Source organism: Streptomyces sp. NPDC093984 (assembly GCF_044764595.1).
In the GTDB taxonomy this organism is placed as follows: domain Bacteria; phylum Actinomycetota; class Actinomycetes; order Streptomycetales; family Streptomycetaceae; genus Streptomyces; species Streptomyces cynarae.
The window spans coordinates 1-23,419 of the sequence record NZ_JBIWIM010000014.1; the positions used below are offsets into that span (position 1 = coordinate 1).

The 23,419-nt window shown below is 68.6% G+C and carries 17 protein-coding genes and 5 pseudogenes; 11 read left to right on the top strand and 11 right to left on the bottom strand.

Going from position 1 to position 23,419, the window contains the following annotated elements; genetic code table 11:
* Nucleotides 1–121: 121 nt before the first annotated feature.
* The gene (locus tag ACIRC0_RS33595; RefSeq protein WP_403623982.1) at nt 122–973 is read right to left on the bottom strand and encodes an alpha/beta fold hydrolase; all 852 of its coding nucleotides are present in this window, start codon (nt 971–973) and stop codon (nt 122–124) included.
* 103 nt (nt 974–1,076) lie between these two features.
* Here ACIRC0_RS33595 and ACIRC0_RS33600 point away from each other — a divergent pair, with 103 nt between their 5' ends.
* Entirely contained in the window at nt 1,077–1,490 is a 414-nt protein-coding gene (locus ACIRC0_RS33600) for a winged helix-turn-helix transcriptional regulator (RefSeq protein ID WP_403623985.1), read from the top strand.
* 68 nt (nt 1,491–1,558) lie between these two features.
* On the opposite strand, the pseudogene ACIRC0_RS33605 reads toward ACIRC0_RS33600, so the two are convergent.
* Nucleotides 1,559–1,714: pseudogene (locus ACIRC0_RS33605) on the bottom strand (transposase); the annotation flags it as partial.
* Nucleotides 1,715–1,876: 162 nt separating this feature from the next.
* On the bottom strand, nt 1,877–2,800 hold the full coding sequence (locus tag ACIRC0_RS33610; protein WP_403623988.1) for an alpha/beta hydrolase: 924 nt from the start codon (nt 2,798–2,800) through the stop codon (nt 1,877–1,879).
* A 67-nt stretch (nt 2,801–2,867) separates the two neighbouring features.
* Between ACIRC0_RS33610 and ACIRC0_RS33615 the strand changes: the two genes are divergently transcribed.
* Both ACIRC0_RS33615 and ACIRC0_RS33620 read left to right on the top strand, forming a co-directional pair.
* A complete protein-coding gene (locus ACIRC0_RS33615; protein ID WP_403623991.1) occupies nt 2,868–3,344 on the top strand; it encodes a MarR family winged helix-turn-helix transcriptional regulator in 477 nt (158 codons plus the stop codon).
* Between the two features lie 125 nt (nt 3,345–3,469).
* Nucleotides 3,470–3,978 (top strand): annotated as a pseudogene (locus ACIRC0_RS33620) (GNAT family N-acetyltransferase).
* A 75-nt stretch (nt 3,979–4,053) separates the two neighbouring features.
* Here ACIRC0_RS33620 and ACIRC0_RS33625 read toward each other — a convergent pair.
* The 5 genes and pseudogenes from ACIRC0_RS33625 to ACIRC0_RS33645 all read right to left on the bottom strand — a co-directional run bounded on the left by ACIRC0_RS33625 (nt 4,054) and on the right by ACIRC0_RS33645 (nt 9,778).
* Nucleotides 4,054–4,275 carry a hypothetical protein gene (locus ACIRC0_RS33625; protein ID WP_403623994.1) on the bottom strand — a complete coding sequence of 74 codons (222 nt, stop codon included), beginning with the start codon at nt 4,273–4,275 and terminating at the stop codon, nt 4,054–4,056.
* A 257-nt stretch (nt 4,276–4,532) separates the two neighbouring features.
* A complete protein-coding gene (locus ACIRC0_RS33630) occupies nt 4,533–5,150 on the bottom strand; it encodes a hypothetical protein (RefSeq protein WP_403623997.1) in 618 nt (205 codons plus the stop codon).
* 1,184 nt (nt 5,151–6,334) lie between these two features.
* A complete protein-coding gene (gene mobF, locus ACIRC0_RS33635; protein ID WP_403624191.1) occupies nt 6,335–7,330 on the bottom strand; it encodes a MobF family relaxase in 996 nt (331 codons plus the stop codon).
* Nucleotides 7,331–7,783: 453 nt separating this feature from the next.
* Nucleotides 7,784–7,981: pseudogene (locus ACIRC0_RS33640) on the bottom strand (helix-turn-helix domain-containing protein); the annotation flags it as partial.
* A 177-nt stretch (nt 7,982–8,158) separates the two neighbouring features.
* Nucleotides 8,159–9,778 (bottom strand): MFS transporter, encoded by a 1,620-nt coding sequence (locus ACIRC0_RS33645; protein WP_403624000.1) that lies wholly within the window; start codon nt 9,776–9,778, stop codon nt 8,159–8,161.
* Between the two features lie 28 nt (nt 9,779–9,806).
* Here ACIRC0_RS33645 and ACIRC0_RS33650 point away from each other — a divergent pair, with 28 nt between their 5' ends.
* Complete coding sequence (locus tag ACIRC0_RS33650; RefSeq protein WP_403624003.1) at nt 9,807–10,541, top strand: TetR/AcrR family transcriptional regulator; 735 nt, start codon at nt 9,807–9,809, stop codon at nt 10,539–10,541.
* Nucleotides 10,542–10,647: 106 nt separating this feature from the next.
* A pseudogene (locus ACIRC0_RS33655) lies at nt 10,648–11,232 on the top strand (IS5 family transposase); the annotation flags it as partial.
* Nucleotides 11,233–11,417: 185 nt separating this feature from the next.
* Here the strand turns inward: ACIRC0_RS33655 and ACIRC0_RS33660 are convergent.
* The gene (locus tag ACIRC0_RS33660) at nt 11,418–11,996 is read right to left on the bottom strand and encodes a TetR/AcrR family transcriptional regulator (protein ID WP_403624006.1); all 579 of its coding nucleotides are present in this window, start codon (nt 11,994–11,996) and stop codon (nt 11,418–11,420) included.
* Nucleotides 11,997–12,086: 90 nt separating this feature from the next.
* On the opposite strand from ACIRC0_RS33660, the gene ACIRC0_RS33665 reads away from it, so the two are divergent.
* From ACIRC0_RS33665 to ACIRC0_RS33680, 4 genes and pseudogenes are all read left to right on the top strand, one after another.
* Entirely contained in the window at nt 12,087–12,533 is a 447-nt protein-coding gene (locus tag ACIRC0_RS33665) for an anthrone oxygenase family protein (RefSeq protein WP_403624009.1), read from the top strand.
* Nucleotides 12,534–12,855: 322 nt separating this feature from the next.
* Nucleotides 12,856–13,281, top strand: a complete 426-nt coding sequence (locus tag ACIRC0_RS33670) for a DUF4267 domain-containing protein (RefSeq protein ID WP_403624012.1) — start codon at nt 12,856–12,858, stop codon at nt 13,279–13,281.
* Between the two features lie 985 nt (nt 13,282–14,266).
* Entirely contained in the window at nt 14,267–16,438 is a 2,172-nt protein-coding gene (locus ACIRC0_RS33675; RefSeq protein ID WP_403624015.1) for a hypothetical protein, read from the top strand.
* A 239-nt stretch (nt 16,439–16,677) separates the two neighbouring features.
* Nucleotides 16,678–16,867 (top strand): annotated as a pseudogene (locus ACIRC0_RS33680) (hypothetical protein); the annotation flags it as partial.
* 125 nt (nt 16,868–16,992) lie between these two features.
* Here the strand turns inward: ACIRC0_RS33680 and ACIRC0_RS33685 are convergent.
* Both ACIRC0_RS33685 and ACIRC0_RS33690 read right to left on the bottom strand, forming a co-directional pair.
* A complete protein-coding gene (locus ACIRC0_RS33685; RefSeq protein ID WP_403624018.1) occupies nt 16,993–21,444 on the bottom strand; it encodes a hypothetical protein in 4,452 nt (1,483 codons plus the stop codon).
* Nucleotides 21,441–21,893, bottom strand: a complete 453-nt coding sequence (locus ACIRC0_RS33690) for a hypothetical protein (protein ID WP_403624021.1) — start codon at nt 21,891–21,893, stop codon at nt 21,441–21,443. Before ACIRC0_RS33690 ends, ACIRC0_RS33685 begins: the two co-directional genes overlap by 4 nt.
* A gap of 440 nt (nt 21,894–22,333) precedes the next feature.
* Here ACIRC0_RS33690 and ACIRC0_RS33695 point away from each other — a divergent pair, with 440 nt between their 5' ends.
* On the top strand, nt 22,334–22,648 hold the full coding sequence (locus ACIRC0_RS33695; protein WP_403624024.1) for an RICIN domain-containing protein: 315 nt from the start codon (nt 22,334–22,336) through the stop codon (nt 22,646–22,648).
* Nucleotides 22,649–22,767: 119 nt separating this feature from the next.
* Nucleotides 22,768–23,409 (top strand): carbonic anhydrase, encoded by a 642-nt coding sequence (locus tag ACIRC0_RS33700; RefSeq protein WP_403624027.1) that lies wholly within the window; start codon nt 22,768–22,770, stop codon nt 23,407–23,409.
* Nucleotides 23,410–23,419 lie beyond the last annotated feature (10 nt).

Below are 23,419 nucleotides of genomic sequence, written 5' to 3' on the forward strand. Positions count from 1 at the left end.
CACAGTCTCCAAACCAAGCGCCGGGAAGCAGCGAACGAAGAAGTCAACGAACCCACGACCCCGCCGCACAGGTTAAAGATCAAGCTAGGGCGTGTATCGAAAGTCAGCCCCCGGCCCCCGGTCACGCTGCTTTCGCGTCCTCGCCGGCCAGGAATGGATGCAGCAGCGTGAGCAGGGCGCGCGGGCGGTGCAGCGGGATGATGTGGCCGCAGTCTTCGATGATGTGTCCGGTGAGATCGTCGGTGACCGGGCGGAGCTGGCGTTCCAGCGCAGCACCGACGGGCCGGGCGCCCAACGCCATCGTCGGCACCGTCAGGCGGGTAGTGGCGACCGCCTGCTCGATCTGTACCGCGCTCTCGGGCAGCGCCCGGTAGTACGAGAACGCGCGGCTCAACGCCTGGCGGCCGGTGTATGCGCGGACGAAGGCGTCCCGGAGAATAGGGCGCACCCCATCGCCGAGCGTGCCGGCGCGCAGAAACCAGTCGACGTAGGCGGCCTCGTGGCCCTCCAACACGGTCTCGGCGAGGCCGGGCGCGGCGGAATGGAAGCCGAACCACCACGGCGGCCCGTCGGCGAGGAAGTCCTCGGCACCAGGCAGCCTGCCCAGAAGGGACTCCATGACGACCAGACGCCGAACGAGACCGGGGCGACGCAGGGCGAGGAGGAAGGCCGGCGCGGTACCCGCGTCGATGCCCACCACTGCGGCCGAGGACACGCCGAGCGTGGTGAGAAGCGCCGCGGCGTCCTCGGCCAGGGTGCCCGCGTCGTACCCGGAGGCGGCCCGGCTGCTCGCGCCGAACCCGCGCAGGTCCGGCGCGATGACGCGGTAGCGGCCGGACAGGTCGGCCATGACGTCCGTCCACAGCTCCCAGGTGTGGGGGAAACCGTGCAGCAGCAGTACGGCCGGGCCCGATCCGGCGAGAGCGACGTTCAGTTCGACACCGTTGACGGGGACGCGCCGCAGCTCGGGCATGGAGAGGCTCCAGGTGTGTGGTGAGGAATAGTGACCAGCTCACGCTATGGAACTATCCTGGTCCGTCCAAGACGGCACTTTCCCTTCAGGTGGTGAGCCCCGAGTGACCACATCGAGGCCCGGCGAACCCAGCCGGCGGCCCGGTGAGCGGGGTGATCTGCTGGATCCGCGCTGCCCGACCCGCCAGTTGCTCGACCGTATCGGCACCAAGTGGACGTCGATGGCGGTCAAGGTGCTGGCCGAGGAGGCTCCGGACGAGCTCCGTTTTGCGGAACTGCGGCGCCGTATCCCTGGCATCTCACAGAAGATGCTGTCCGTCACCCTGCAGAGCCTGGTCCGCGACGGCCTGGTCGCGCGCCGAGTGGAACCCACCGTGCCGCCCGCCGTCCACTACCGGCTCACCGAGCTCGGCCTGTCCCTCGAAAGACCGCTCTCCGCCCTGCGGGTCTGGGCCGAGACACACATGCCGGAGATCGACCGCAGCAACCAGCTCGCCGACGAGTCACCCCCCAACTAGGGCGTGGATCGAATGTGCTGGTCACAGCCACTCGTTGACGGCAGCGACAAGAACGGTCGCCTCGTAGCGGACGGCATCTCCCGCCACTGCCCGCCCGTCTTGAATCGCCAGATCACACCCTCGAACTGCTGCCGCAGCCGCTGGGGGTACGGGCCATACTCGCCGATCGGCAGGTACGGCTCGACGAATTCCCATTCACCGTGGGTCAGTTGCACTCGCGTCACGCAAGAAGATCTAGCATCCCCGCGTGAACTACCGCCCGCGGAGAACGCACCCCCGGGGTCTTGCATGGCCCTCGGAGCGGGGTGGGGCCGGTCGCAGGGAGGGGAACGGCGAGACAGGGCCCGGGGTTCGGACCGTGGTCCGTATGAGACCGTCTGCCGGCTTCAGCCTGCCGGCGTGTGTGCCGTGCCCCTGGTGCGGATGTGCTGGCTGAGAAAGAGAGCGGCGCGGTCCAGTGCCTCGTCGGCCTCGTCCAGGCCGCTGGCGAACGCCTGGAAGACATGTGGAACGTCAGCGGTGATGTCCAGGATGACGTCCACTCCGGCTTCCCTCGCGCGCGTGGCCATGCGCGTGGAGTCGTCCAGGATCATTTCGTTGGTGCCCGCCTGAAGGAGCATCGGGGGGAAGCCGGTCAGGTCGGCGAGGGTGGCGGGGCTGAGCATGGGCTGGTGCGGGTCCTCTCCCGCGAGATACATGGCCCCGGTGTGTTCCAGGCCCTCACGCGTGAAGAACGGGTCGATGCCCGCTTTGGTGTCCATGCTCTCGCCTGTCCGGGTCATGTCGAGTCCGGGGGAGAACGCCACGATCGCGGCGGGCGTGGGCAGGCCCGCGTCGCGGGCGGCGAGGCAGGTGGTGACGGTGAGGCCGCCACCGGCGGAGTCCCCGGCGAACGCGATCGTCGAAGGCTCTTCGCCGCTGTCGAGAAGTGCGCGGTAGGCGCTCAGCCCGTCCTCAATCGCGGCCGGGAACGGGTGCTCAGGGGCAAGCCGGTAATCCACCGAGAACGCCCTGAACCCCGTTTTGGTCACCAGGTTCCCCGTCAGCGACATCGCCGTCTCCGGTGAGCCGAACACGTAGGAGCCGCCGTGAAAGTAGAGGATCGTCCCGGCCTTCGGAGTGCCGGCCGGCTCGACGAGCACCGCGGGCCGGTCGCCGAGCGTCGCAGTCCGGGTGCGGATCCCAGCCGGGACGATCATTTCGGCCATCATCGCCCTGAACCCGGCACGGAGCTCCTCCACCGACCGAGGGCCGTCGGGCTGGGGCCGCCGGACCATCGCGTCGATCTCCGCGCGCTGTTGCCTGCTCATTGTCGCCTCCATCGCAAGTGCATGCCAAAGAACTATATGCCTAGGCATCTAGGCTAGAATATATGCCATGGCATCTAAGTCAAGCGGTGGCCGGGTCGACCTCCCGGGCTTCTTCGACGATCTCGTCCGCTGTGAGACGCGCCTCTACAACGCGCTGAACGACCGTCTTCGCGAGCGGCACGGGATCGTCACCTCGCAGTTCGAGTTCCTGCGTTTCCTGCGCGACCACCCCGGCTCCCGGGTGGCGGACCTCGCCGCCGAGTTCGTCATCGGGATCGGTGCGACCAGCAAGGGCATCGACCGCTTGGAGAAGCAGGCTTGGGTCATGCGGCGACCCAATCCATCGGATCGCCGCTCATCACTGCTGGACCTGACCGATGACGGCCTGAAACTCGTCGCGGCGGCTGAGGCGACCTTCACCGAAACTCTGGCCGAGCTGACCGAAGGCGCCCTCGGCGGCCCCTCAGGACTGGCCGCTGTACAGGTCCTTTCGGAGTTGCGCTCCGTGCTCGAACGCGACCAGATCGGCCTGCCCACAGGCTGACCGGCATGCACATTCAGTGCGACTGCCCGTTGGCCGTGTGATCAGCCTTTGTTACGAGGGCGAATCCCGCCCATTGATCACGACTCGATACGCACCCTAGGTCCGTTGCCTGGCCACCTGCCCCGATCAAGACCGAGCGCCTCGTGCTCCGCGAGTCCGAGGCCCGGGACCGTGCGGCGTTCATCCAGCTGTTCACCTTGCCAGAGGTGGGCACCTACGTCGGTGGCTCTCGACCGCGCGATGAGCTCGAGCGCACGGCGCCTGAGGTGCCCGGGCAGCGCCCTGGCCTTTTCGTGGTCGAGCTTGACGGAGTGATGATCGGCATGATCGAACTCAACCGGCGCGACGCGGAGCGTCGGAGTCATGTGCGTCCGGATGCCGGGGGGCCGAGCTCGGCTACCTGTTCCTGCCAGAGGCACGGGGACGCGGGTACGCCGCCGAGGCGTGCGCGGCGGCGCTCGGCTGGTTCGCCGACGCGCTTCCCGGCGAGCCGGTGGTGCTCTGCACCCAGACCGCCAACGACCGCTCGATGCGCCTCGCCGCGAAGCTGGGGTTCACGGAGGTGCAACGGTTCGAGGAGTGGGGCGCCGAACAGTGGATGGACGTGTTGTCCCCGGTCAGCCCGCCCGTTTGAGCTCGCACCCGAACCTCCGGAGGGACCCGACCTGCGAAGAGGGTGCCCCCAATCGGACTCGTGCGTTGACAGGCTTCATGCACACCGCCTCAGCAGCATGCCGCTGAGGCCCTGACGAGGCCAGAAGCGCCCATACACCGTCGCGACGCCGGATAACAGGTGGTCGTACTCTGCGTCTCCGAGGCGGCCGGTGTAGCCGTAGGACGCAGCGTTGAGGCGCTTTTCCCTGCTGGTGATGGATACCGGCGGGCGGATGCTCTTGGTGTAGCCGCCCTTGCCGCAGATCGTCGACTTCACCGTCGCCTGGGTGACGGCAGGGGAGGTCGCGCCGGGTGTGCACTTGGGGTCAGGGAGCGGCTCGCCTCCCTCGCGACGGTAGTGGCAGCTGCCCGCTGGGGGCTGTCTCTGCACGGTGTACGTCGACTGCGGGCCAGCGCCGACCGGGATCGACGACGCCCCGCCCGGGGCGGCTGCCCCGCTGGCGCCTGCCGCCGTCCCGCTCGACGGCGACTCCGATTGGGCGGACGGGGCGGAAGGCGGGGGCTTGGCTGTGCCTATTCGCTCAGTCCCACGACGCCCCAGCCACGCCGGGCGGCTTCGTTGAGGACGCGTCCCCAGTCCTCCAGCAGGTGGGTGAAGGCGTCGAAGGTGCCAACCCATCCCCGGTGGCTGGCGGCATGCTCGACAAATGGCCCGCGCATCTCGTTCAGACGTGGCCGTATACGCTCCCAGGCGGCCGCCAGTTGACGCACGGTGTCCGGTGACCGTGCGAGCAGCACGCCATAGAAGATGCTGGGGTCGTCGCTGAAGAAGCCAGGATCCGTGTGCTCCGCCTCAGCGTCCGGCCCGTTCCAGATCAGCCCCATGAGCAAGGCGTCCAACTCGGCCCGCAACGGCGGGTCGACATGGTCGCGGAAGGCTTCCCATCGCTCCCCGGCCCAGAAGTGCGCCTTGAACGAACCGCAGGTGTGCCGGAACTCGTACACGGCGAAGAAGGCGCCGTCGCGTCCCTGCGGCCACACCCAGTCGCCCTCCACCGCGGGAGCGTCGTAGTCCCATAGCCCGGTCTCGTCGGCGTACCAGGCATCCCGCAACCGCTCAAGACGCTTTCGGGACGGCGCCTTTTCGAGCCATGACCAGTCCGCGATCATCACTGTGATGTCCAGCCCCACGAGGGTCAGCGTACTGATCGCTTCTCTCTTCGACCTGCTGAATATGGACGGCGGGCGACTGTGCCACCGGCGACCGCGCACGCGGCGCAGGTCAAGGAGAGAGTAGCTCGACGCCGGATCCGGGTGCGGAGATCGGCAGGTAACGGTTACTTCTGCCGGTGGGAGTCTCCGTGGCGGCCGGGCAGTCGTGGAAGCGTTCGGCGTGGCTGGGGTGGGGCGGCCGTCATGGTGCTTGCGGCGGTGGCGGCGGCCAGCAGGATGCTGATGTGTTCGGCGAAGTCCAATCTGGGCAGCGGCATCTCGAACTCGGCGATGTGGAGGCAGGCGATGGCGACCGCGCTGGGGACATAGTGCGTGACCGCGTCGACTGCGCCCGCGCCGGGGCGAATGACGCGCTGCGGCCGACCGGTTCCGGATGGGTCGCGTGGAGGCGGGCCATCGCGTGCCACAGGCCTCCTGGATTGCCGAGCCCGGTCTGTCTGTCCATACGCTCCTCCTTGCTGCGTCTCATGGGCAGCCCTCCGGTGCTGGTGACGTACGAGGCAACCTGTGTACGCCGAGGTGAGGCGCAGGCCCTTGCCCCCGCCCCTCGCCTCCCGCCCAGTGGCGCGGTGACTTCGGGAGCCGTCCCGCCGGGCGGTCGCGGCTGGCTCCCGCTGTGCTCGGGTCAGGTACTCCGGCGGAACGGGCCATGACCGCGAGGGGTCAGCTCCGGGGCGCGGTCGTTCTTCGGTTCTTGCGGCGCGGGAGCAGGCGCATCCCAGGCAGGTTCGGCAGCGGCCTTCTCGCGGGCGACGTCGTCGGCGTGGCGAGTGGCGCACATGGACAGGCCGTCGGCCTTCCAGGCGTCGCCGCATGCTGTGGTCTCTCCCGCCGCTCGTCGGTGAAATTCGCCCCCGCACCGCTTGGACGCCGGGCGCTGCGCCTCCCGTTCGGTGGCCCGGGGTGCGCCTCTTCCCCGTCGGCTTGCGCTGGCTTGAGCCGGATAGCGAGCCTGGACAAGGGAATACGCCCCCGTCGGCCCCAAGGACAAGGGGTGGGCCGGCCACCCAGCGCACCCAGTTTTCAGGGGATGCGCATCGGTGTGGCGCGGTGCGCATCCAGTGCGGTGCGCATCGGATACGCCGTACTCGATTCCGCGCATTGTGCAGGCGCGCATCGAGTGCACCGGCTGCGGCGTACGGTCACCACAGCCACGCGTTGGAGTGCCGCATTCGGGACATGGCGCGCGCGTTGCGGCGCGCGGCTGCACTGCCGATGCGGTTCTGCCGGGTGCGGGATCGGCGGGACTGTCCGGCGGCGAAGTGGCGGCGCGCGGCTGCGTGGAGCCGCTTGCGCAGATCGGCGGTCATCGTGCGGCCGAGCGGGCGGGTGTAGCGGTCGATAGCGGCCTGCACGATCTGTTCGTCCAGGCCGGGCTGGTGGGGTCGGCCGCGCAGGGTGTGGGCGAGGTGGCGGCGGGCTTCGGCGAGCAAGTGCCAGCGTCGGAACGCGCCGCGCATCACGCACACCACGGCGGTGAAGTCGACGGCGGCCAGGGCGACGTCGACCACCGGCCGCACTCGCGCCCACACCGCTGCGGCTGCCGCGTGTGCCCGCTGTGCCAGGCGGTAGATGGTGCAGGCGCCGAATGCCCGGATCGCCGATTTCCGCCAGCCGTCGCGCAGCTCGGACAGTGACCGCGCTGTCTTGCGCTTCGGTGGGCTTGTCTGGTCGGCGGCCTGCCGCTTGAGCGCGTAGGCGGCCCGCTGTCCCGGCGGGTGGCCCTGCGTCTCTTGGTAGTCGGCCATGAGGACGGGCAGCGCGTCGGCGATCTGCTGATGGCGGGTCGACTGCCAGCCGATGAGACGCTGGTCGATCCCGGCGAACTCCATGACCGGCCTTCTGCCGGGCGTCACCTCGCGCGGCTCCCACGCCCATCCGAGTCGGGCGGAGAGCTCCTCCATGAAGGTGAGGGTGTAGAGGGTGCCTACCGCAACGATGTGCTCCAGCATCGAGTCCGCGGACAGGTTGCCCCACGTCCCCTTGTCGTCCGGCCGCCGGGCGCGGATCGAGACGATCGCGTGGTCATGGAGCAGGGGTTTTCCGGCTCTGGACTCGTAGTGCCGGAAGACCGCGACGATCAGCCCGTCCTTCACCGGGGTGCGGTGCTTGCCGCCGCTCCCCCAGCGGATCTCCACCAGTCCGGCGACACCCTCGGCACCACAAAATCCCGTATGTACGCGCCAATGCTGACCGCCCTGCGCGACACCACCAACCCGTTGGGCTGACCCCGTGGTCCAGCGCGAGCAGTGCCCCCACCGACGAACGACCCAGGAGAAGGATCGTGAAGGCTTCGATCTTGTACCTGGCCGGTGTCGATGTCCATCGCGGCGATGATCGAGACGGTGCGTGAGATGTACTCGCACTCCTGGCGTGCGGGCCGGCCCACAGCGGCGCGCTGCCGGCGTATTTGCGGCACTTGGCATGGACGGAGGTCTTCTCGTCGATCGAGATCCGCACGGTTCCGGGCGGGGTGCCAGGTAGAGGCCGCACACGTCGATGGTCCGCTCCCAGAACGCGGGGTCGTCGCGGCCAGTCGGCCTGCCGCGGGCCCGGTGCGGGCGGATGTCCAGGTCGTTCAGGATCCGCCCGACCTGGGAGCTGGAGATCCCGAGATCCGCCAGACGCCTGGCGATCCGCCGGTGGGACCAGGTGGACTCCGGGTATGGCGGCGCGCTGGTGGCTGTGGCCACGATCCGGACGCGCGCTTGGGGCCCATAGGCCGTCGGGCGCCCCGGACGGTGGGTGTCGTAGAGCCCGGGGCAGCCCGAGGAGTGCGAAGCGGCCACGCCACTTGCGCGCCGTGTTCACGCTGGTGCCACAGGCATCAGCGATCTGGTGGCCCGTAGTACCTGACAGACCTTCCCGGATGCGGACGCGACGGTCCGCTCCAACTACTTGCGGGTGGCCTCGTCCAGCACCACGGCCGCCGCCGTCGCCCGCCCCATCCCCCGCTTGTCCTCCCCTTACTGGAAAGCCGGTTCGTCTTGCTGTGCCGGTTCGTCCGCAGGCGCGGCGGCCTGGCTCGATGCCGAGCGGAGGAGGACGGCCACAAGCACAGCTGCGGCGGCCATGGCCGCGCCGCCGCAGCGCAGTGCCAGATGGAGCCCTTCGATGAAAGCGGCGTCAACGGCGTCATGGACAGGTGCCGGCAGGACCTGGGTTCTGTCTGCTCCCGTGCCGGCGACCGAGACTGCGATGCCGTGGCGGGTTTCGGGGGGAACGCCGAGCCGATCGAGCAGTCGGGTCAACGTGGCGGCCAAGCGGCTAGTGAGGACGGCTCCCAGGGCGGCGACGCCGACGACGCCGCCGACCTCGCGCAGCATGTTGAGGGTCGCAGAGGCCATACCGGCCTGGGCGAGAGGGACGCGCTTCATGACCATGACGGACACCGGTGTGAAGGTCATCCCCATGCCGATTCCCATGGCGAGCAACACCCACAGATACTCCAGGTAGCGGGCGTGCTCACCGTAGAACGAGAGGCCGCCGAGAGCCGCCGCGCACAGGGTCAGGCCGGTCACCAGAGGAATCCTGGGACCGCAGCGCGCGGTGAGTGTGCCGGACAGCGGCGCGGCGACGACGATCATCGCGGTCATGGGCAGCCCTGCCAGGCCCGCGCTCGACGGCGCCCAGCCCATCACATCCTGCATGAGCAACGGCAAGAAGAACGACGCACCGAACATGCCGAAGCTGATCATGAATCCGCTCACCGCGGCTCCGCTGAGCGCCGGGTCCCGGAAGAAGTGCAGGTCGAGCATGGGGTCGGTGGTGCGGAGTTCGACCATGACGAAGGCCAGCAGGGCTACTGCCGCCGCCGCTGCGAGGGTCAGGACACGGGTGTCGGTCCAGCCGCGGGCCGGTCCTTCGATGAGGGCGTAGACCAGGGCGCCGAAGCCGAGCGCCGAGAGCAACTGGCCCGGAAGGTCCACTCGCCTGGCCCGGCCTGCGAACTCCGGGAGCACTCGGGCGGCAAGCAGCAGTCCTGTCGCTCCGATCGGGACGTTGATCCAGAACACGCTGGCCCATCCGAACCTGTCCACCATCGGCCCGCCCAGGACCGGGCCGATCGCCAGCCCCAGGGCGGAGACACCGGACCAGAGCCCGACGGCCCGGGCCCGCTCCTTTTCGTCGGTGAAGACGTGCCGCAGAATCGACAGGCTGCCCGGCGTCAGCAGTGCCGCGCCGAGTCCTTGCAGCATCCGTGCGGCGATGAGCGGGCCGGTCGACCCGGACAGTGCTGCCGCCGCTGATCCTGCCGTGAACAGTGCCAGTCCGATGAGGAAGATCCGTTTGCGGCCGTATCGGTCGCCGAGTGTGCCGCCGGTGAGCAGGAGGGCGGCGTAGACCAGGCTGTAGCCCTCGACCACCCACTGCAGTCCGCTGACACCGGCGTGCAGTTGTTGCCCTATGCGGGGCAGGGCGTTGTTGACGATGACGTTGTCGAGCATCGCCATGAACATCGTGGCGCACAAGGCGGCAAGCACGAGCCTTTTGCGCCGGGAGGTCAACTCCTCCATCACATTCCCTAACGGTGTTAGTTGGTCATCCAGAGCCGACAGCCTGTCCCTAACGGTGTTAGATTGCAAGCTGGTTTTCTTTCGACGGAGGTGGCCGGTGGCACAAGACAGCGCAGCTGAGGGCGCTGCACAGCCAGGACTGACCCGTCAGACGCTCATTGCGGCTGCCCTGCGAGTGCTGGAACGGGAGGGCCTCAGCGGGCTGTCGATGCGCAAGGTCGCCGCCGAACTGGGAGTGAAGGCGGCCTCCCTGTACTGGCACGTCCGCAACAAGGAACAGCTACTGGACCTGCTCACCGACGAGCTCATGGCTGATGCCGAGCCGCCACCCAGGCAGGGCGACTGGCGGGAGCAGCTCCGCGAGTACTCGCTGCGCTACCGACGGCACCTGCTGGCCAAACGCGACGCCGCCAAGGTCGTCGCAGGGCGGCTCGCACTGGGCCCGAACTTGCTGCGTCTCATGGAGGAGCAATTGGACCGGCTACGCGAAGCCGGATTCTCCGACGCCGACGCCGCCCTGGCCAACTACCTTCTCGGTGCCTTCGTCCAGGGCTTCGTGCTCCAAGAACAGTCACCCATCTCCGCATCCGAGACCGAGGGCGCCAGCCGTTCCGAAGTCGCCCAGGCGGCGGCCGACCGACTGCGCGGACTGCCAGAAACGACCTTCCCGAACCTCGTCGCCCTGGCCGGCGAACTCACCGCCCCATCCATGGACGACCGCTTCGCCTTCGGCCTCGAACGTCTCCTCGACGGACTGGCAGCCCTGCTCACCGAGAACCACGCACATCCGGCAGCTGAACCCGCCCCCTCGAAGGGAAGCCCTGACCCATGAGTGACCGCACCTACCGCGTCATTGTCCGCGGCATGTTTGCCGACCTCGACTAGGCAGTGTCCGATGGGTCGTGCCACTCGCCCCCTGATGGATCGTTTCGGTCGATGTGGGGCGGGGTGATCTTTCGGATGAGGAATGGGCTCGGCTGGAACCTCATGTGCCGAGGAGTGTGGGTCGGGGTGGGCGTGGCAGTGTCACCGCCGGGTGATCAACGGGATTCTGTCCGGCAGCGGACTGGCTTGCCGTGGCGGGATCTGCCATCCCGCTTTGGGAAGTGGAAAACAGTTCACGAACGTCATCGCAGGTGGTCAGCGGACGGCACGTGGGAGAAGCTCCTGCAAGCCGTCCAAGCCGTGCAAGCCGACGCCGACGCTGAGGGCCGGATCGGCTGGAGCATGGTCAGTGTGGACTCCACCTCCTGCCGGGCACATCAGCACGCGGCCGGAGCCCTCTCCCACCCACCGCGAATTCCGGGCAAGCGAAGCACTCCCATCCGTCACCGGGCGATGAGGCCCTGGGCCGTTCAAGGGGCGGACTGACCTGCAAGATCCATGTGGCAGGTGAGGGCGGACGTCGCCCACTCGCCTTCGTCATCACTCCCGGCCAGTGGGGCGATGCCCCGCAGTTGATCCCCGTGCTGGAACAGATTCGGGTTCCGCGGCTCGCCGGAGGACACCCCCGTACGCGCCCCACCTTCGCCAGCGAGGGCACGAGCCGGAAGCGGGCCGTGTGGTACTGGATCGCCACCGGGCCCTTGGTCGTGCGACACGGGGAGCCCGCTGGGGCGGCACAGCGGACATGATTGGTGTCGTCAGAGTGCGGTGTCGGCGTGACCTCCGCCCCGTGCGGCTGCGCCGTGCCTGCCCGGATGGTGTGTCAGACCATGGCGAGCCGGTCCACCAGCAGCTCCACCCTCGGCTCGGTGTACTCCGGCGGCAGCCGCCCCGACCGGGTCAGGGTCGCCACACCGTGCAGGGACGCCCAGAACACCTCGGTGAACAGCCCCGGGTCGACGCCGTCCCCGGCGACCTCGCCGAGGCACTCCAGCAGCGCGGCGAAGGCGTCCTTGAGAGGTTCCGGGGTGTCCTCCTGGGCGTACGCCAGACCGCCGTCGAGCTGGAAGATGGCGTCGTAGACCGCCGGGTTGCGTGCGGCGAAGTCGAGATAGGCGCGCGCGAGGGCGGCGACCCGCTCGCGCGGGCCGTCCACGGCGGCGGTCGCGGCCCGCACCGCCGCGGCCAGCTCGGTGGCGCCCTGGAGGGCGACGGCGCCGATGATCTCGCGTTTGCTGCGGAAGTGGCTGTAGAGGACGGGCTGGCTGTATTCGATGCGCTCGGCGAGCCGGCGGGTGGTGACCGCGTCCCAGCCCTGCTGCTCGGCGAGTTCGCGGGCTGTCGCCACGATGAGGCGCTCGCGCTCCGCCCGTTCGCGTTCCTTGCGTTCCTGTACCGACATGATTCGATCCTAGCATCGCTAGACAATCGAGCGGCAGCAGTACTAGCGTTGCCTCATCAACTAGCAACGCTAGATACCTGGGGGATCATCATGCTCAACGCACTCGAGGTCGTCACCACCGTGATCGTCGGCGTGATGGTGGGGGTGGAGTTCGCCGTCGCCTTCGTCATCGGCCCGATCCTCAACGCCCTGCCCGAGGACAGCCGCCAGCTCGGCCACGCCCACGGAGGCCGGATGCTCGGCGCCGTGATGCCGGTCTGGTACATCGGCTCGCTCGTCCTCGTCGCGGTCTGGGCCGTCGCCGGATGGCACCACGACGGCGCCGGCCTCGTCGTCACCGCCGGCGCGCTGCTGATCCTCAGCGTGGTCATGTCGCTCCTGCTGCTCGTCCCGATCAACAACCGGAACAAGACGTGGACCCCCGAGAACAGGCCCGAGGACTGGAAGCAGCAGCTGAACCGCTGGGAGCGCTGGCACTACGTCCGCGTGGCCGTCATCATCGCCGCCTTCACCCTGCTGGTCACCGCTTTTTCCTAGCCCACGGGCTCACCCGCCGGTCGCCGGCCGCAACCGCTCGGCCGTGCGCCCGAAGTGCGGCATCGCCACCGCCATCCGCATCCAGGTCCCGAACACCAACGCCCTTGAACTCCGCTGGATCCGCAGGGCGCGGGCGCCAGCGCGAACCCGGCCGAGCGTGCCACGCCCCTGTCCGCTCTCCCCGCGCAGGTACACGACATCTGCACGCCATCGGCCGCCCTCGCTACGCCCGCCACATCAACCGCGTCCGCGCCGCCTGAGCAGGTCCCATATGACTCACCAGGCTCCACCAAGCTCACGAAGACTCGCGAGGAGAAGAACAATGTCGCTGAAGAAGATCAACACCGTCCTGGCCGCCGCCTTCATTCTCTTCATCCTCTGGTTCGGGACGGAGTTCATCCTGAGCCCGGAGAAGACGGCGCCCGGCTTCGGCCTGCCGAACTGGCCGTCCGGCGACGGCGGCGGCTTCCTGATCATCAAGGGAATCCGCGACGTCGTCTTGGCCCTGGTCCTGGGCATCCTGCTGGTGACGGGCCACCGCCGGGCGCTGGGCTGGGTGCTGCTGGTGGAGGCCCTCGCCGCCTACGGCGACATGACCACAGTGCTGGCCCACCACGGCTCCGTGGCCACCGCGCTCGGCGTCCACGGCCTGACCGCGACGCTGATGGTGGTCAACGGCCTGCTGATGATGCGCGAGACCCGCAAGGTCGCGGCCGCTCCGGCGACGCCCGCCCCGCAGCCCGCCTGATCCCATCAGTGCAAGGTGACCCGGACCCCCGCCGGGCCACCTTGGCGCGTGCCGGTATTCGCGTGTCAGCGCCCGCCGGGAAAGGCCAGACAGACGATCTTCTTCCAGTGAGCGACGACCTGACGGCTGAGGCGGCCTGCTGCACCGCAGCGGCCACGGCCACCGGGACTGGCCGGTATGTTCATCCGCCGCAAGAAACGATGAGCATGCGCGTGTGGTGGGCCGACGCACCCATGGCTATGGCTCCTCACAAGGATGGGGGACGCGGTCGGACGCGGCGTCCGTTGGACAGGGCGACGCTTATCGTGCTGAAGCGGGTATTCAGGGGCGCGACGCCACGTGACGGGGAGTCAGCCGCAGCCCGCTCGCTGTGCCGTCCGGTCCGTGCGGCACTCAGTCGAGCCGGAGCGAATACTGACCGCACTCCGCAGCTAGGGCAGCAGACCCACGTCGGCCCCTCCGTACAGAGGAAAGCGCCAACTACCGCTGACGGAGTATTAGAGTCAGGTGATCGACTCCTATGGCGGATGAGCCGGAGGCGATTCTCTAGGGGAGGGACAGGGGGCGGTTCATGTCCTGGGCCAGCAGTGTCCGAAGATCTGCCGAAGCGTCGTTGTTCGGGACGGTGTTGGCTGCCTCGCTGCTGATCGCGCCTGGCGCGACTGCGTCCGACGGCGATTCGGCCGGTGGAGGAACGGTTGGAGTAATCTCCACGGCAGCGGGCGCGGCACACCAGGGAGCGCCGAGCGCCGAACTGGGGGACGGCGGGCGCGTCGAACTCGTCGGCGGACGGCAGATCCATATCGCGGGAAAAACGGGCGTCGGTGTCGACGCGGGGCGCTACGCCGTCGCCGCTGTGGACGGCACGGTGTCCGTGCGGCCGGCCTGGGCGCGCACGGCAGGCCGTAGGGCCGTGAAGCTTCCACTGCCTGGGGCCGGCCTTGCTGGCACGCGCAGGCCGGGCGCGCGCAGCGGTTTCAGGACGATGAGCACCGCCAGCTCCACTTATGCGGTGAAGCTGAGCATCACACACGCTAACGTCACGACCAAGCAGTTCTACGTCTGGAACCGCAAGACGTGGACGGCATACGCGGTCGACAGCAGCGCCTACGGTGCCACGGCGACCGTGAATCTGCCGCCCGGTGACTACTTCGCCGTGGCGCTGCACCTGGACTGGCAGCAACCGAGCTATCTGCTCCCCCGCACCTTCACGGTCGGTTCGGCCGCCACCACGGTCACCTTCGACCAGAGCGCGGCCAAGGAGACCGGCATCCGAACCGACGACGCCACCGCCACCCGGCAGTCCTCCGCCGTGTGGCTGAGCGTTCCCGGAGGCGACCTCGCGGGCTTCGCCGGCTCACGCGCCGACAAGGTTTACGTCACCCCGTTCTCGGTGCAGGGCGTCTCCCTTCGGATCCACGAAGTGCTCGGTAAGAAGGGCGCCTCAGACAACGTGCCGAGCCCCTACCGCTACGACCTCACGCGCAGCTTCACCACCACGGTGCCCGCCTCGCCCGTCGTGACGATCCCCACCTCCGCCCTGGCGAAGACCGTCACCCAGGTCCGCGCACCCGGCACCCGGACGACCGCGACCCTGCAGACCGTCCCCTCCTTCGGCGAGTGGACGGGCGTCTTCATCGGCAGCTCAGTGCCCGTGGGTGGCTCGCTCACCGAGTACGTCACACCCGGCGTCACCTCGATGCGGCTGCTGGACTACGGCACCGGCGATCAGAACCTGATTCTGCCTGACCGCACTCTGTCTGCCGGGACCAGCGCGGGAGAGGTCCTGGGCGCGGCCCCGCTGCAGCCGGTCCGCGTGTCCTGGCGGGGCTCGCAGTGGTACCGCGGGAAGGCATCGCTGTACGAGGGCCACACCTTCAGCGACACGGCGGGCCACACCGGCCACGACTTCCGGGCGACGTACTCGTACAAGCTGACCGGCTCCGACGGCGTCACCTACGCCCAGGCGTCCGGTCTCGACGGGTCCCACTCACTGACGTCGTCGACCGTGCCGACGGCGCCGCAGACGTACACCCTCGACCAGACCGTCCACCGCCGCGTCCCCTACTCCCGGCTGTCCACGGACATACGCAGCGAATGGACGTTCCGGGCGGGATACGCCGAAGGCAAAGAGCTCCCTTTGATCGACACCGAGGTGAGGGTCTCGGGGATCGATGCGATGGGCCGCGCCTCCGGGCCGGTCGGGATCGACGCCGGCGCCACCACCCGCAACACGGACGCGGCGCAGGCGAACGCCAGGATCACCGGTCTGGCGTACTCCACGGACGACGGCGCGACCTGGACCGATCTTCCCGTCGCGGCCGACGGCTCGGCGACGCTGAACGTTCCCGCCACCGCCTCCTTCGTCGCCCTGCGCGTCAAGGCCGTCGACGACCTGGGCGGTAGCCTCAGCCGCACCATCACGCGGGCGTTCGCAGGGCCGGTACCGCAGGGTGACGAGACGGTGGGCTCGACCCGTATCTCGAACATCGTGGTGAACGGCGGCAAGCCGGTGAAGCTGTCCGACCAGCCGTTCCAGGAATTCAAGGCCACGTTCACCGCCACCGACCCGTCGGGGATCGGGAGCGGCGACATGTACCTGTACCGGGGCTCGTACGGCACCCCGGATGCCGTCCTCTACAGCCCCTGGCGAGCGACCTGCGTCAAGGTCAACGCGACCACGTCCACCTGCCAGGTGCAGTTCGCCTACATCCACCCGCGCTGGGCCCTTGGCCGCAACTCCTTCGCTGGGACGTGGAAGGTCGCTGCCTGGGCCGAGTCCACGGACGGCACTGGACACATCGATCTGCACGCCGCCAAGACACAGCCCCTGCTACGCGACGCGAGCCTGACGGCCAACGCGGCTCCCGAGCCGGTGGCCAAGGGCAAGACCCTAACCATCACCGGAAAGCTCTCCCGGGCGGACTGGGAAACGCTCGGCGGCTATCACGGATACGCCGGCCAGAAGGTGCAGTTGCAGTTCCGCAAGGCGGGGGCGTCCACTTACACGAACGTGAAGGTGGTATCGACGGACAGCTACGGAAATCTGAAGACCACCGTGACGGCATCAGCGGACGGCTACTGGCGCTACACCTTCGCGGGCACCTCCAGCACTGCTCCCGCCACCGCCGGGGGCGACTTCGTCGACGTCCGCTGACATCTCGATCGTCGTAAGGCTCTGCGGAAACGCTCGTCGGCCTGTCCCGCATAAGGCGGGCCGGCGGGCATGTGGGCCCCCGCTAGTGCGGGGCTACTGGCCTTGGGCACGTCGTGCTGCCGCGGTGTCCGGCGTCAAGGCCACTCGGCAGGTCGCATCGGGACGCGCATCGAGGGATCCCAGGTCGACGAAGGTCTCAAGCATGCGCCGATTGTTCCTTCCCAGTACGACAGGATTCGGTGCGAGGTGTCGGCGCCCGTCGGTCGGACGTGCGGCCCGACGGCTCCTACCGCGGCTGGGCCGACGTCCTCGCGGCCCGGGTGGCCGCCCGCACGCCTGGCTTCTGGGAAGCCGACCGGCCGCAAGCTCATCGGGCAGATCGTCGAGGAGCAGGTCGAGATGGCGGCCGCCTTGGGCGCCGATGTGATTGCCGAGCTCGCGTGGGAGGCGCTTCTCGCGTGGCAGTCCGCACCGGTGGCGACCGAGGGGCTCCTCGCCGATGGGCTCCACCGTGAAACGCGGCGCGGTGTTGCGGCGGGTGCCGGGGTCGCGTGTCACGGCTTGACGCTGGTGCCGAGGGCGCCACGGATCCGGACGAGAGCGTGGCCGAGTTCGTCGCCGTCCTCCAGGTCGTCTGGCGGATCCCTGAACGAGGAGACGACGAGGTTCAGGATGTGGGCCTTGTCGGGGTCGCGGGCGTATTCGTCGAGCTTCTCCAACCTCGCCGCGGCGATGGCCGTCACGTAACGGACCAACGCGTAGTTGGAGCCGGTAAGTTTCCCGATGCTGTTGCCCCAATTGCCGAGACAATGCACGACTTCCCAGGGGGGCTGCTCAAGTCTGTGGACAATGAAGGCGACCTCGGTCTGCGCGTACCTCTTGGGCGGAAGGTCCAGGGCCAACAGCAGCGCCTCGCTATGGAAGAGGTACGACGCTTTGAACAGGCCCTGGTCGTAGTGCGTGTTGCCGAGCAGGTCGTAGCAGAGGCGGCGTTGATCCTGGATGCGTTTCCACTGGTCGTCCGGCAGGTCTTCCTGCCGGTCCGGCATGAGGCGCAGTGTGAGCTGCGCCCACTTGATCGCGCGTTCGGTCTCTCCGAGTCGTCTGCTGAGGGTGGCGACTGCGTAGGTCGCTCCGATCAACTGCGAGCGGGCCTCGACGTCGTCGGCAAAGAACTCGCGGTCGAGGATCTCGGTCACCGACTCGAGCACCACCCTGGCTTCGTGGAGCCGCCCTTGGTCCCACAGGGCGTCCGCGAGAGCAACGGACGGCTGGATCTCGTGACGCATGACGTTGTCCCGGAACCCGTCAGGGTCGACGGGGTGTTCGCTCAGCACGTCCTCCACGGCTTTCACGGAGCTTTGGCTGCGCACAGCCAGGAACTCCGCGGCGGAGACCGTCACCACATCTGGAACCTCGACCGGCTGGCCGAGAATCCACGCTGTCTGCTGGTCCAAAACCTCGGCCCAGACGCTTTCGACCAGGTCCTTCGCGCCGGTGCGCCACAGGTCGGCCCGCATCTGCGTGGAGGCGTCGAGATCCGGACTCCAGCACGCGATGACAACGTACTGCCGCACACGCTCCATCGGCGCATCCGAGATCGCGAGCGCACGGGCCGCGTAGGCGCAGGCGGTCAGCGAGAGGGGGAAGACCCGCTTCGCGAGCAGCCCGTCCGCCAAGGCGACGCAGCCTTCGAAGTCCTGGGCGCGGAGCAGCCGCAGGCACAGCCGTAGGGCGCATCTGTCAGCGTACAAACGTCCACCGGGCACCTCGCTGCCGACGCGGTCGTTGGCGAGCGCGGCATCGTGCTCGCCGCGTTTGTCGAGGATTTCGCCGCGTAGGTAGTGCGCGTCGGCCAGGACCGTGTCGGTCGCGTGTGTCAGCAGTTCATCGACGACCATCAGCGCCCGATCGTGGCGGCCGAGCCGCAGCAGGCAGTTGACACGAAGCAGGTTCAAGATCGAGCGCGTGCGCGGATGCGCTTCCGTGAGATCCGCCGTGGCGAGCAGTTTCTCCGCCTCGATGTGGCGCCCGGAGTCCATCAGGGCGAGGCATCGCTGTTTGATCAGCCAAGGCGGCACGGTGTTCGAAGGCGTCCGCAGGAGCCGGGCGGTCAACCGAAGGTGGCTGGCGAGATCTCCGCCGCGCCTGATCTCGTCCAGGAGCGCATCAAGGTGCCGGGAGAACATCGACCAGTGCGGTGTGTCGGTGAGCCGCGTGGCCAAGGCCACCGCGCTCTGCCACTGAGATGTCTCATGCATGCGCCGGTGTTGACGCGCCTGCATGGTCAGGATCTCCACGCAATGCCCGACGTTGTGCGGGCCGTCCATGGTCATGTACAAGGCCAACGCGTCCGCGAGATACGGCGCGGCCTCGTCGGCGCGGCCCATCTGGGTCAACTGGGCGGCAAGGTCGAGCAGGAAGTGGCCGCGTTCCTCTGGCCACGGGAAGAGCGCGAGGGTGCGCTCCACCGCATCCCGGGTGACGGAGCCGCTGAGCAGCATCGCGCCGATGTGGACTTCCATCACCTGGCGTACCTGCAGCGGCCCAATGCTGCGACGCGCGCCGTTTTTCATGATCAACGAGGCGAGGTCGGCCTGGGACTGAGCGGTCAGGTCGACAACCGAACGAGCGATCCTCGCCGCCGTCTCGCTGTCCGCCGTGCGCCACGAGTTGTCGGCACGGTCCAGTTCCAGGACGACGGCGTTGGTCACGGGCCTGTCGGTCTCCCCAGCTTCAGGCCCGACCGCCGCATGGGCGACAGCGCTGCGCTCGACCTCGGCCTTCACGCGTTCCAACCAGCGGCGTTCCGAGTCGGCGGCGCCGTCCCAGGCGCTCGGCCACGGCTGACGCGGAATGCGCCCTGCAGCCGATTCGGTCACGGCGTAGAAGCAGTAGTTGCGCAGGCTCACGGCGGCGGCATCCGGGCCGAAGATCCGGTCAGGGCGGTGCAGTCGGTCTTCGAGGGTGCGGTAGTCAGGCAGTGCCAGGCCGGACCCGGAGTCGTAGGTGAGGTCCGGTGCGCAGGCCGCGACTCGGAACTCCCAGTCGTACCAGGGCGTCTGCCCGGCATCGGCTGATCGGAGGATCCGTCGGTGCGCGGCCGCCACGAGTCCCGGATGGTAGATGTCGAAGACCAGGTCGCCCGCCGACACACGCCACGCCAGGCCGACCTGCCACGCCAAGTTTGCGAACTGGTCGAGGGCGTCGAACACGCCGGCCGCCGCGTCAGACGGACGGAAACGGTCGCTGCGCAGAAAACCCGAGGAACACGAACGGAGGCCAGACAACAAGTCCGCCGCCGGCAGGCCGATCCGTCTTAGGAGTGCATCGAGCAGCCGGTCGAACCGGTCGGCTTCAGAGGGCTCTGCTTCATGCGGGGCGGCCGGCTGCGCCGCGTCGGGCAGTGCGTCGAACTCCTGACGGCTCCACGGTGCCGTAGGCACCAGGATCAGGTCTGGCGAGAGGGATGAACGCACAAGCAGCCGTGGGCTGCACGTGACAAACACGACGTCGAGCACGCGACGCTCACGCCCGGCGTCGAGAATGCGATCCAGGGCAACGAGCGGCGCGTCGCGCTCCGCGACGCGGTCCAGCATCGTTTCCGGGCGTGTGAGCCCCGTCCAGTCGTGGATCCGAATCAAGGGTTCAGAAGGTTCCCGGCCGTCGTCCCGACGGTCTAGGAGCCCGGCGGAGACATCAGCCGGAGCGGGGGCCTCGGCCACGCGGGGGCGCGTCACGAGAGTACCGGCCCACCAGCTCAAACGCTGCCGCCACTTGTTGGCTTCCTGCGCGTCGGCGACCTGGACCACGGCCAGGCGCTGACCCGTCGCGGGCCGGGCGAACAATGGGGGCGCCGACGGCGGTGCCATCTCGCCCGCGGCACGCCATGGTCGGGCGATCGTCGCGTTCTCGGGCCGGGTGCCGTCATCGACCGCGTATATGGCGAAGCTCGCCCAGGCGAAGCTGCCGATCCGCGCAGACGGCGTCGCGAGTGTGTGCGTGACGGCACGATGCAGCGTCCTGCGTCCCTCCGCCACCGCGCCGGTTAGCGAGCTTCCGCTCGCCATGGCCCGGTAGAAGCCTGTGGAGAAGAGCCGCACCTCGTCCGGAGTCAACCGGCGTGCCGAGGCGATCACGACGTCCACGCCCCGCCGGAAAGCCTGTCCGTGGACGGTGTCCTCGAACTCAAGGTCGGTGGAGTCCGATTCGCACGAGGTCAAGAGCAGCGCGACTGGGGGATCGACTGGCAGGTCGTCCAACATCGCGCCCACGGTGCGCGGCTGTGGCCCAGTCTCGGATTCCAGGACCAGGTGCGGCACGAGTCGACTGCCCAACCGGTCGGGATCGGACGACTCCAGCCGAGTTCCGTGCATGTCCGCGTGGATCAGGAAATACCGCTGGGCCGGCGCCGGGATCCGCTGCAGTGCGGCGCGCGACGTGCCGGGCAGCCACGCAGGCGATGCATAACCTGACTTATGGAGACTCGTGGCCACATCTGCGATGGGCACGTCGAAGGGCACATCGTCGTCCAAGTACGGCCGGGCGGTCAGCAGGAGTGAGTCGCACGCGTCCGGGCGGGGCGTCGCAGTGGTGCGCGACGCCGGTACGCGCACCACGGAACCGCTCAACGCGAACCACCGAGGGGGTTCGCAGGGTTCGCTGGTGTTGAGCAGATCCCAGAACGGCTCGCGTGCCCGGTCCAGCCCCCGGATGAGCACGGTCGGCTCATCCTGGGCCAGAAACCCCGCCACGTCCTCGGCATCGAAGGACTGCGTCAACCATCTCCACAAAGCATGACCGTACGCTGCGACGTCCGCGTCTTCGTCGGACGTCAGCTCGTCGCCAAAGGCCCTCGCCCGCAAGAGATCGGCCACGCGCAGCGCCATCCGGCCGCCAAGTCCGGGCCACTGGTACAGCGGTGCACGCGGCAGTCGGCGGCCAGCCAGTTCAGCGACACGCGAGCCGGACTCGGAAACCTCCAAAAGCAGGGTCCTGCCGCTCACGGCACGTCGCGCTCCGCTTCGCCGTCGGGGTTGCTGTCGGGGTTGCCGTCGGGCTCGCCCTGCGCCGGGGTGTCATCGAGGCGCACCACTAGATGGACCGTCAGGTCCGTGGGCGCACGACGAAGCTGCTCCACCCGTGTCTTGGCGCCGTGTTTGCGTGCTCGGGCCGAGATGGCGCCCTTGACCAGCTCGATGAAGCCGTCCGCTGTGATCCCGCCCGCCACGAGGATCGCGAATTCGACCAGGTGCGCGCCGACGGTGAAGTCTTCACCGATCTCCCGTCGTGGCGGCAAAATCCGTGCAGTCCTGGCCAATTCTTCGGGAAGTCCACCGGGTTCGGCCAGTTCCAGCGCGAGGGCGGCACTCGGGCGGTCGAACTCGACCTCGACAACATCGCCCTGCCGTAGCACCAAGTCGGACACTAAATCTCCCTCGCTGAAGACGACCATCAGAGCGGGCACCGCAAACGCGCACGTCTCGCAGCGGCCTGCAGTAACCATATGCCTACAACAGGTGTTCCGGCCGGGACTGGTCGAAATCAGAGCACTCGCTACCGTGCTTTTGCAGCCTGATCCTGCCGTCGAGTCCACCGACGCCGGCCGAGCGACCCAAGCCTGGCTCGCGGCTGGGCTCCCGTTCATGCTGCGGTGAAAACGAGCTGCAACATCGCCCGGTAGCTGTCCGTCACACCGTCATGGTTGCCGAGCCGGTGGCGCTCCAGCCGGATGGCGTGGCTCCTAGGTGCCGGGCCCTGGGCCAGCGCTGACTCGGTAGCTTCAAAAGTGGTGTATCGCAGGCACACAGGGTCGCGGCCACTCCCCTCCCCCGGGGCCAGGACACTGCCGGCGCCCTCACATCCCCCGCCGCCGCCTCCAGCAGCCCTGGCGCCATGTGCCTGGATGCCGGACCCACCAGAAACAACGGTGACCCCGTACGCATCTGGGCGTGCAGCGAGGGCAACGCCAACCAGACGTTCGTATTCCAGGACGGCCAGATCAAGGTCGAAGACACCCTCGGCACCGGCAAGGAGATGTGCCTGGACGTCGGCGTCACCCGCAACAGCGGCGACCCCACTCACCTCTGGCAGTGCTACCCGGGCCTGACCAACCAGACCTTCGTCCTCAAACGCGGGCAGCTCAAAGTCGAAGACACTATCGGACCCTTCTCACTCGCCGTCCCCGCCCCCACTGGCCCGGCGTCCTGATCCTGTGACCAGGTCCTGCCGCCCGCACAGCGCAGCACCCGAACAAGGTGATAGCGCCGATCCACTGCCTGCATCCACCAGGCGGTGCGAGGGCTGGTGCCGGCTCGTAGGCTACGGTCATGAGCGAGATCCAGACGCCGACGCCCCGCGACGCCTTCGAACTGCTGCTGGGCGGTAACCAGCGCTTCGTCGCGGGCACCCCCGAGCACCCGAACCAGGACGCCACCCGCCGCGCCGAGATCGCACCGGGCCAGCAGCCCTTCGCTGTGCTGTTCGGGTGCTCCGACTCCCGGCTGGCCGCGGAGATCATCTTCGATCGCGGCCTGGGCGACCTGTTCGTGGTGCGCACCGCGGGCCACGTCATGGGTTCCGAAGTGTTGGGCAGCATCGAGTACGGGGTGGACGTGCTGGGCTGCCCGCTGGTGGTAGTGCTCGGTCACGACTCGTGCGGCGCGGTCGGCGCGGCGTGCGCCGCGCTGGAGGACGGCATGGCGCCGGCCGGATACGTCCGGGACGTCGTGGAACGGGTGACCCCCAGCGTGCTGGCGGCGCGGGCTGCCGGACGGGTTGAGCCGCAGGAGATCCTCGCCGAGCACGTACGGCACACCGTAGACCTGCTGCTGGACCGCTCCCGGGTGCTCGCCGAGAAGGTTGCCGCCGGCCAGGCCGCTGTGGTCGGTTTGTGCTACCGCCTGGCCGACGGCAGCGCGCAGCTTGTCGCGGCCCGCGGCCTTGATGCGGCGGTCCCCACAGCGTCCTGACCGCCCTGGC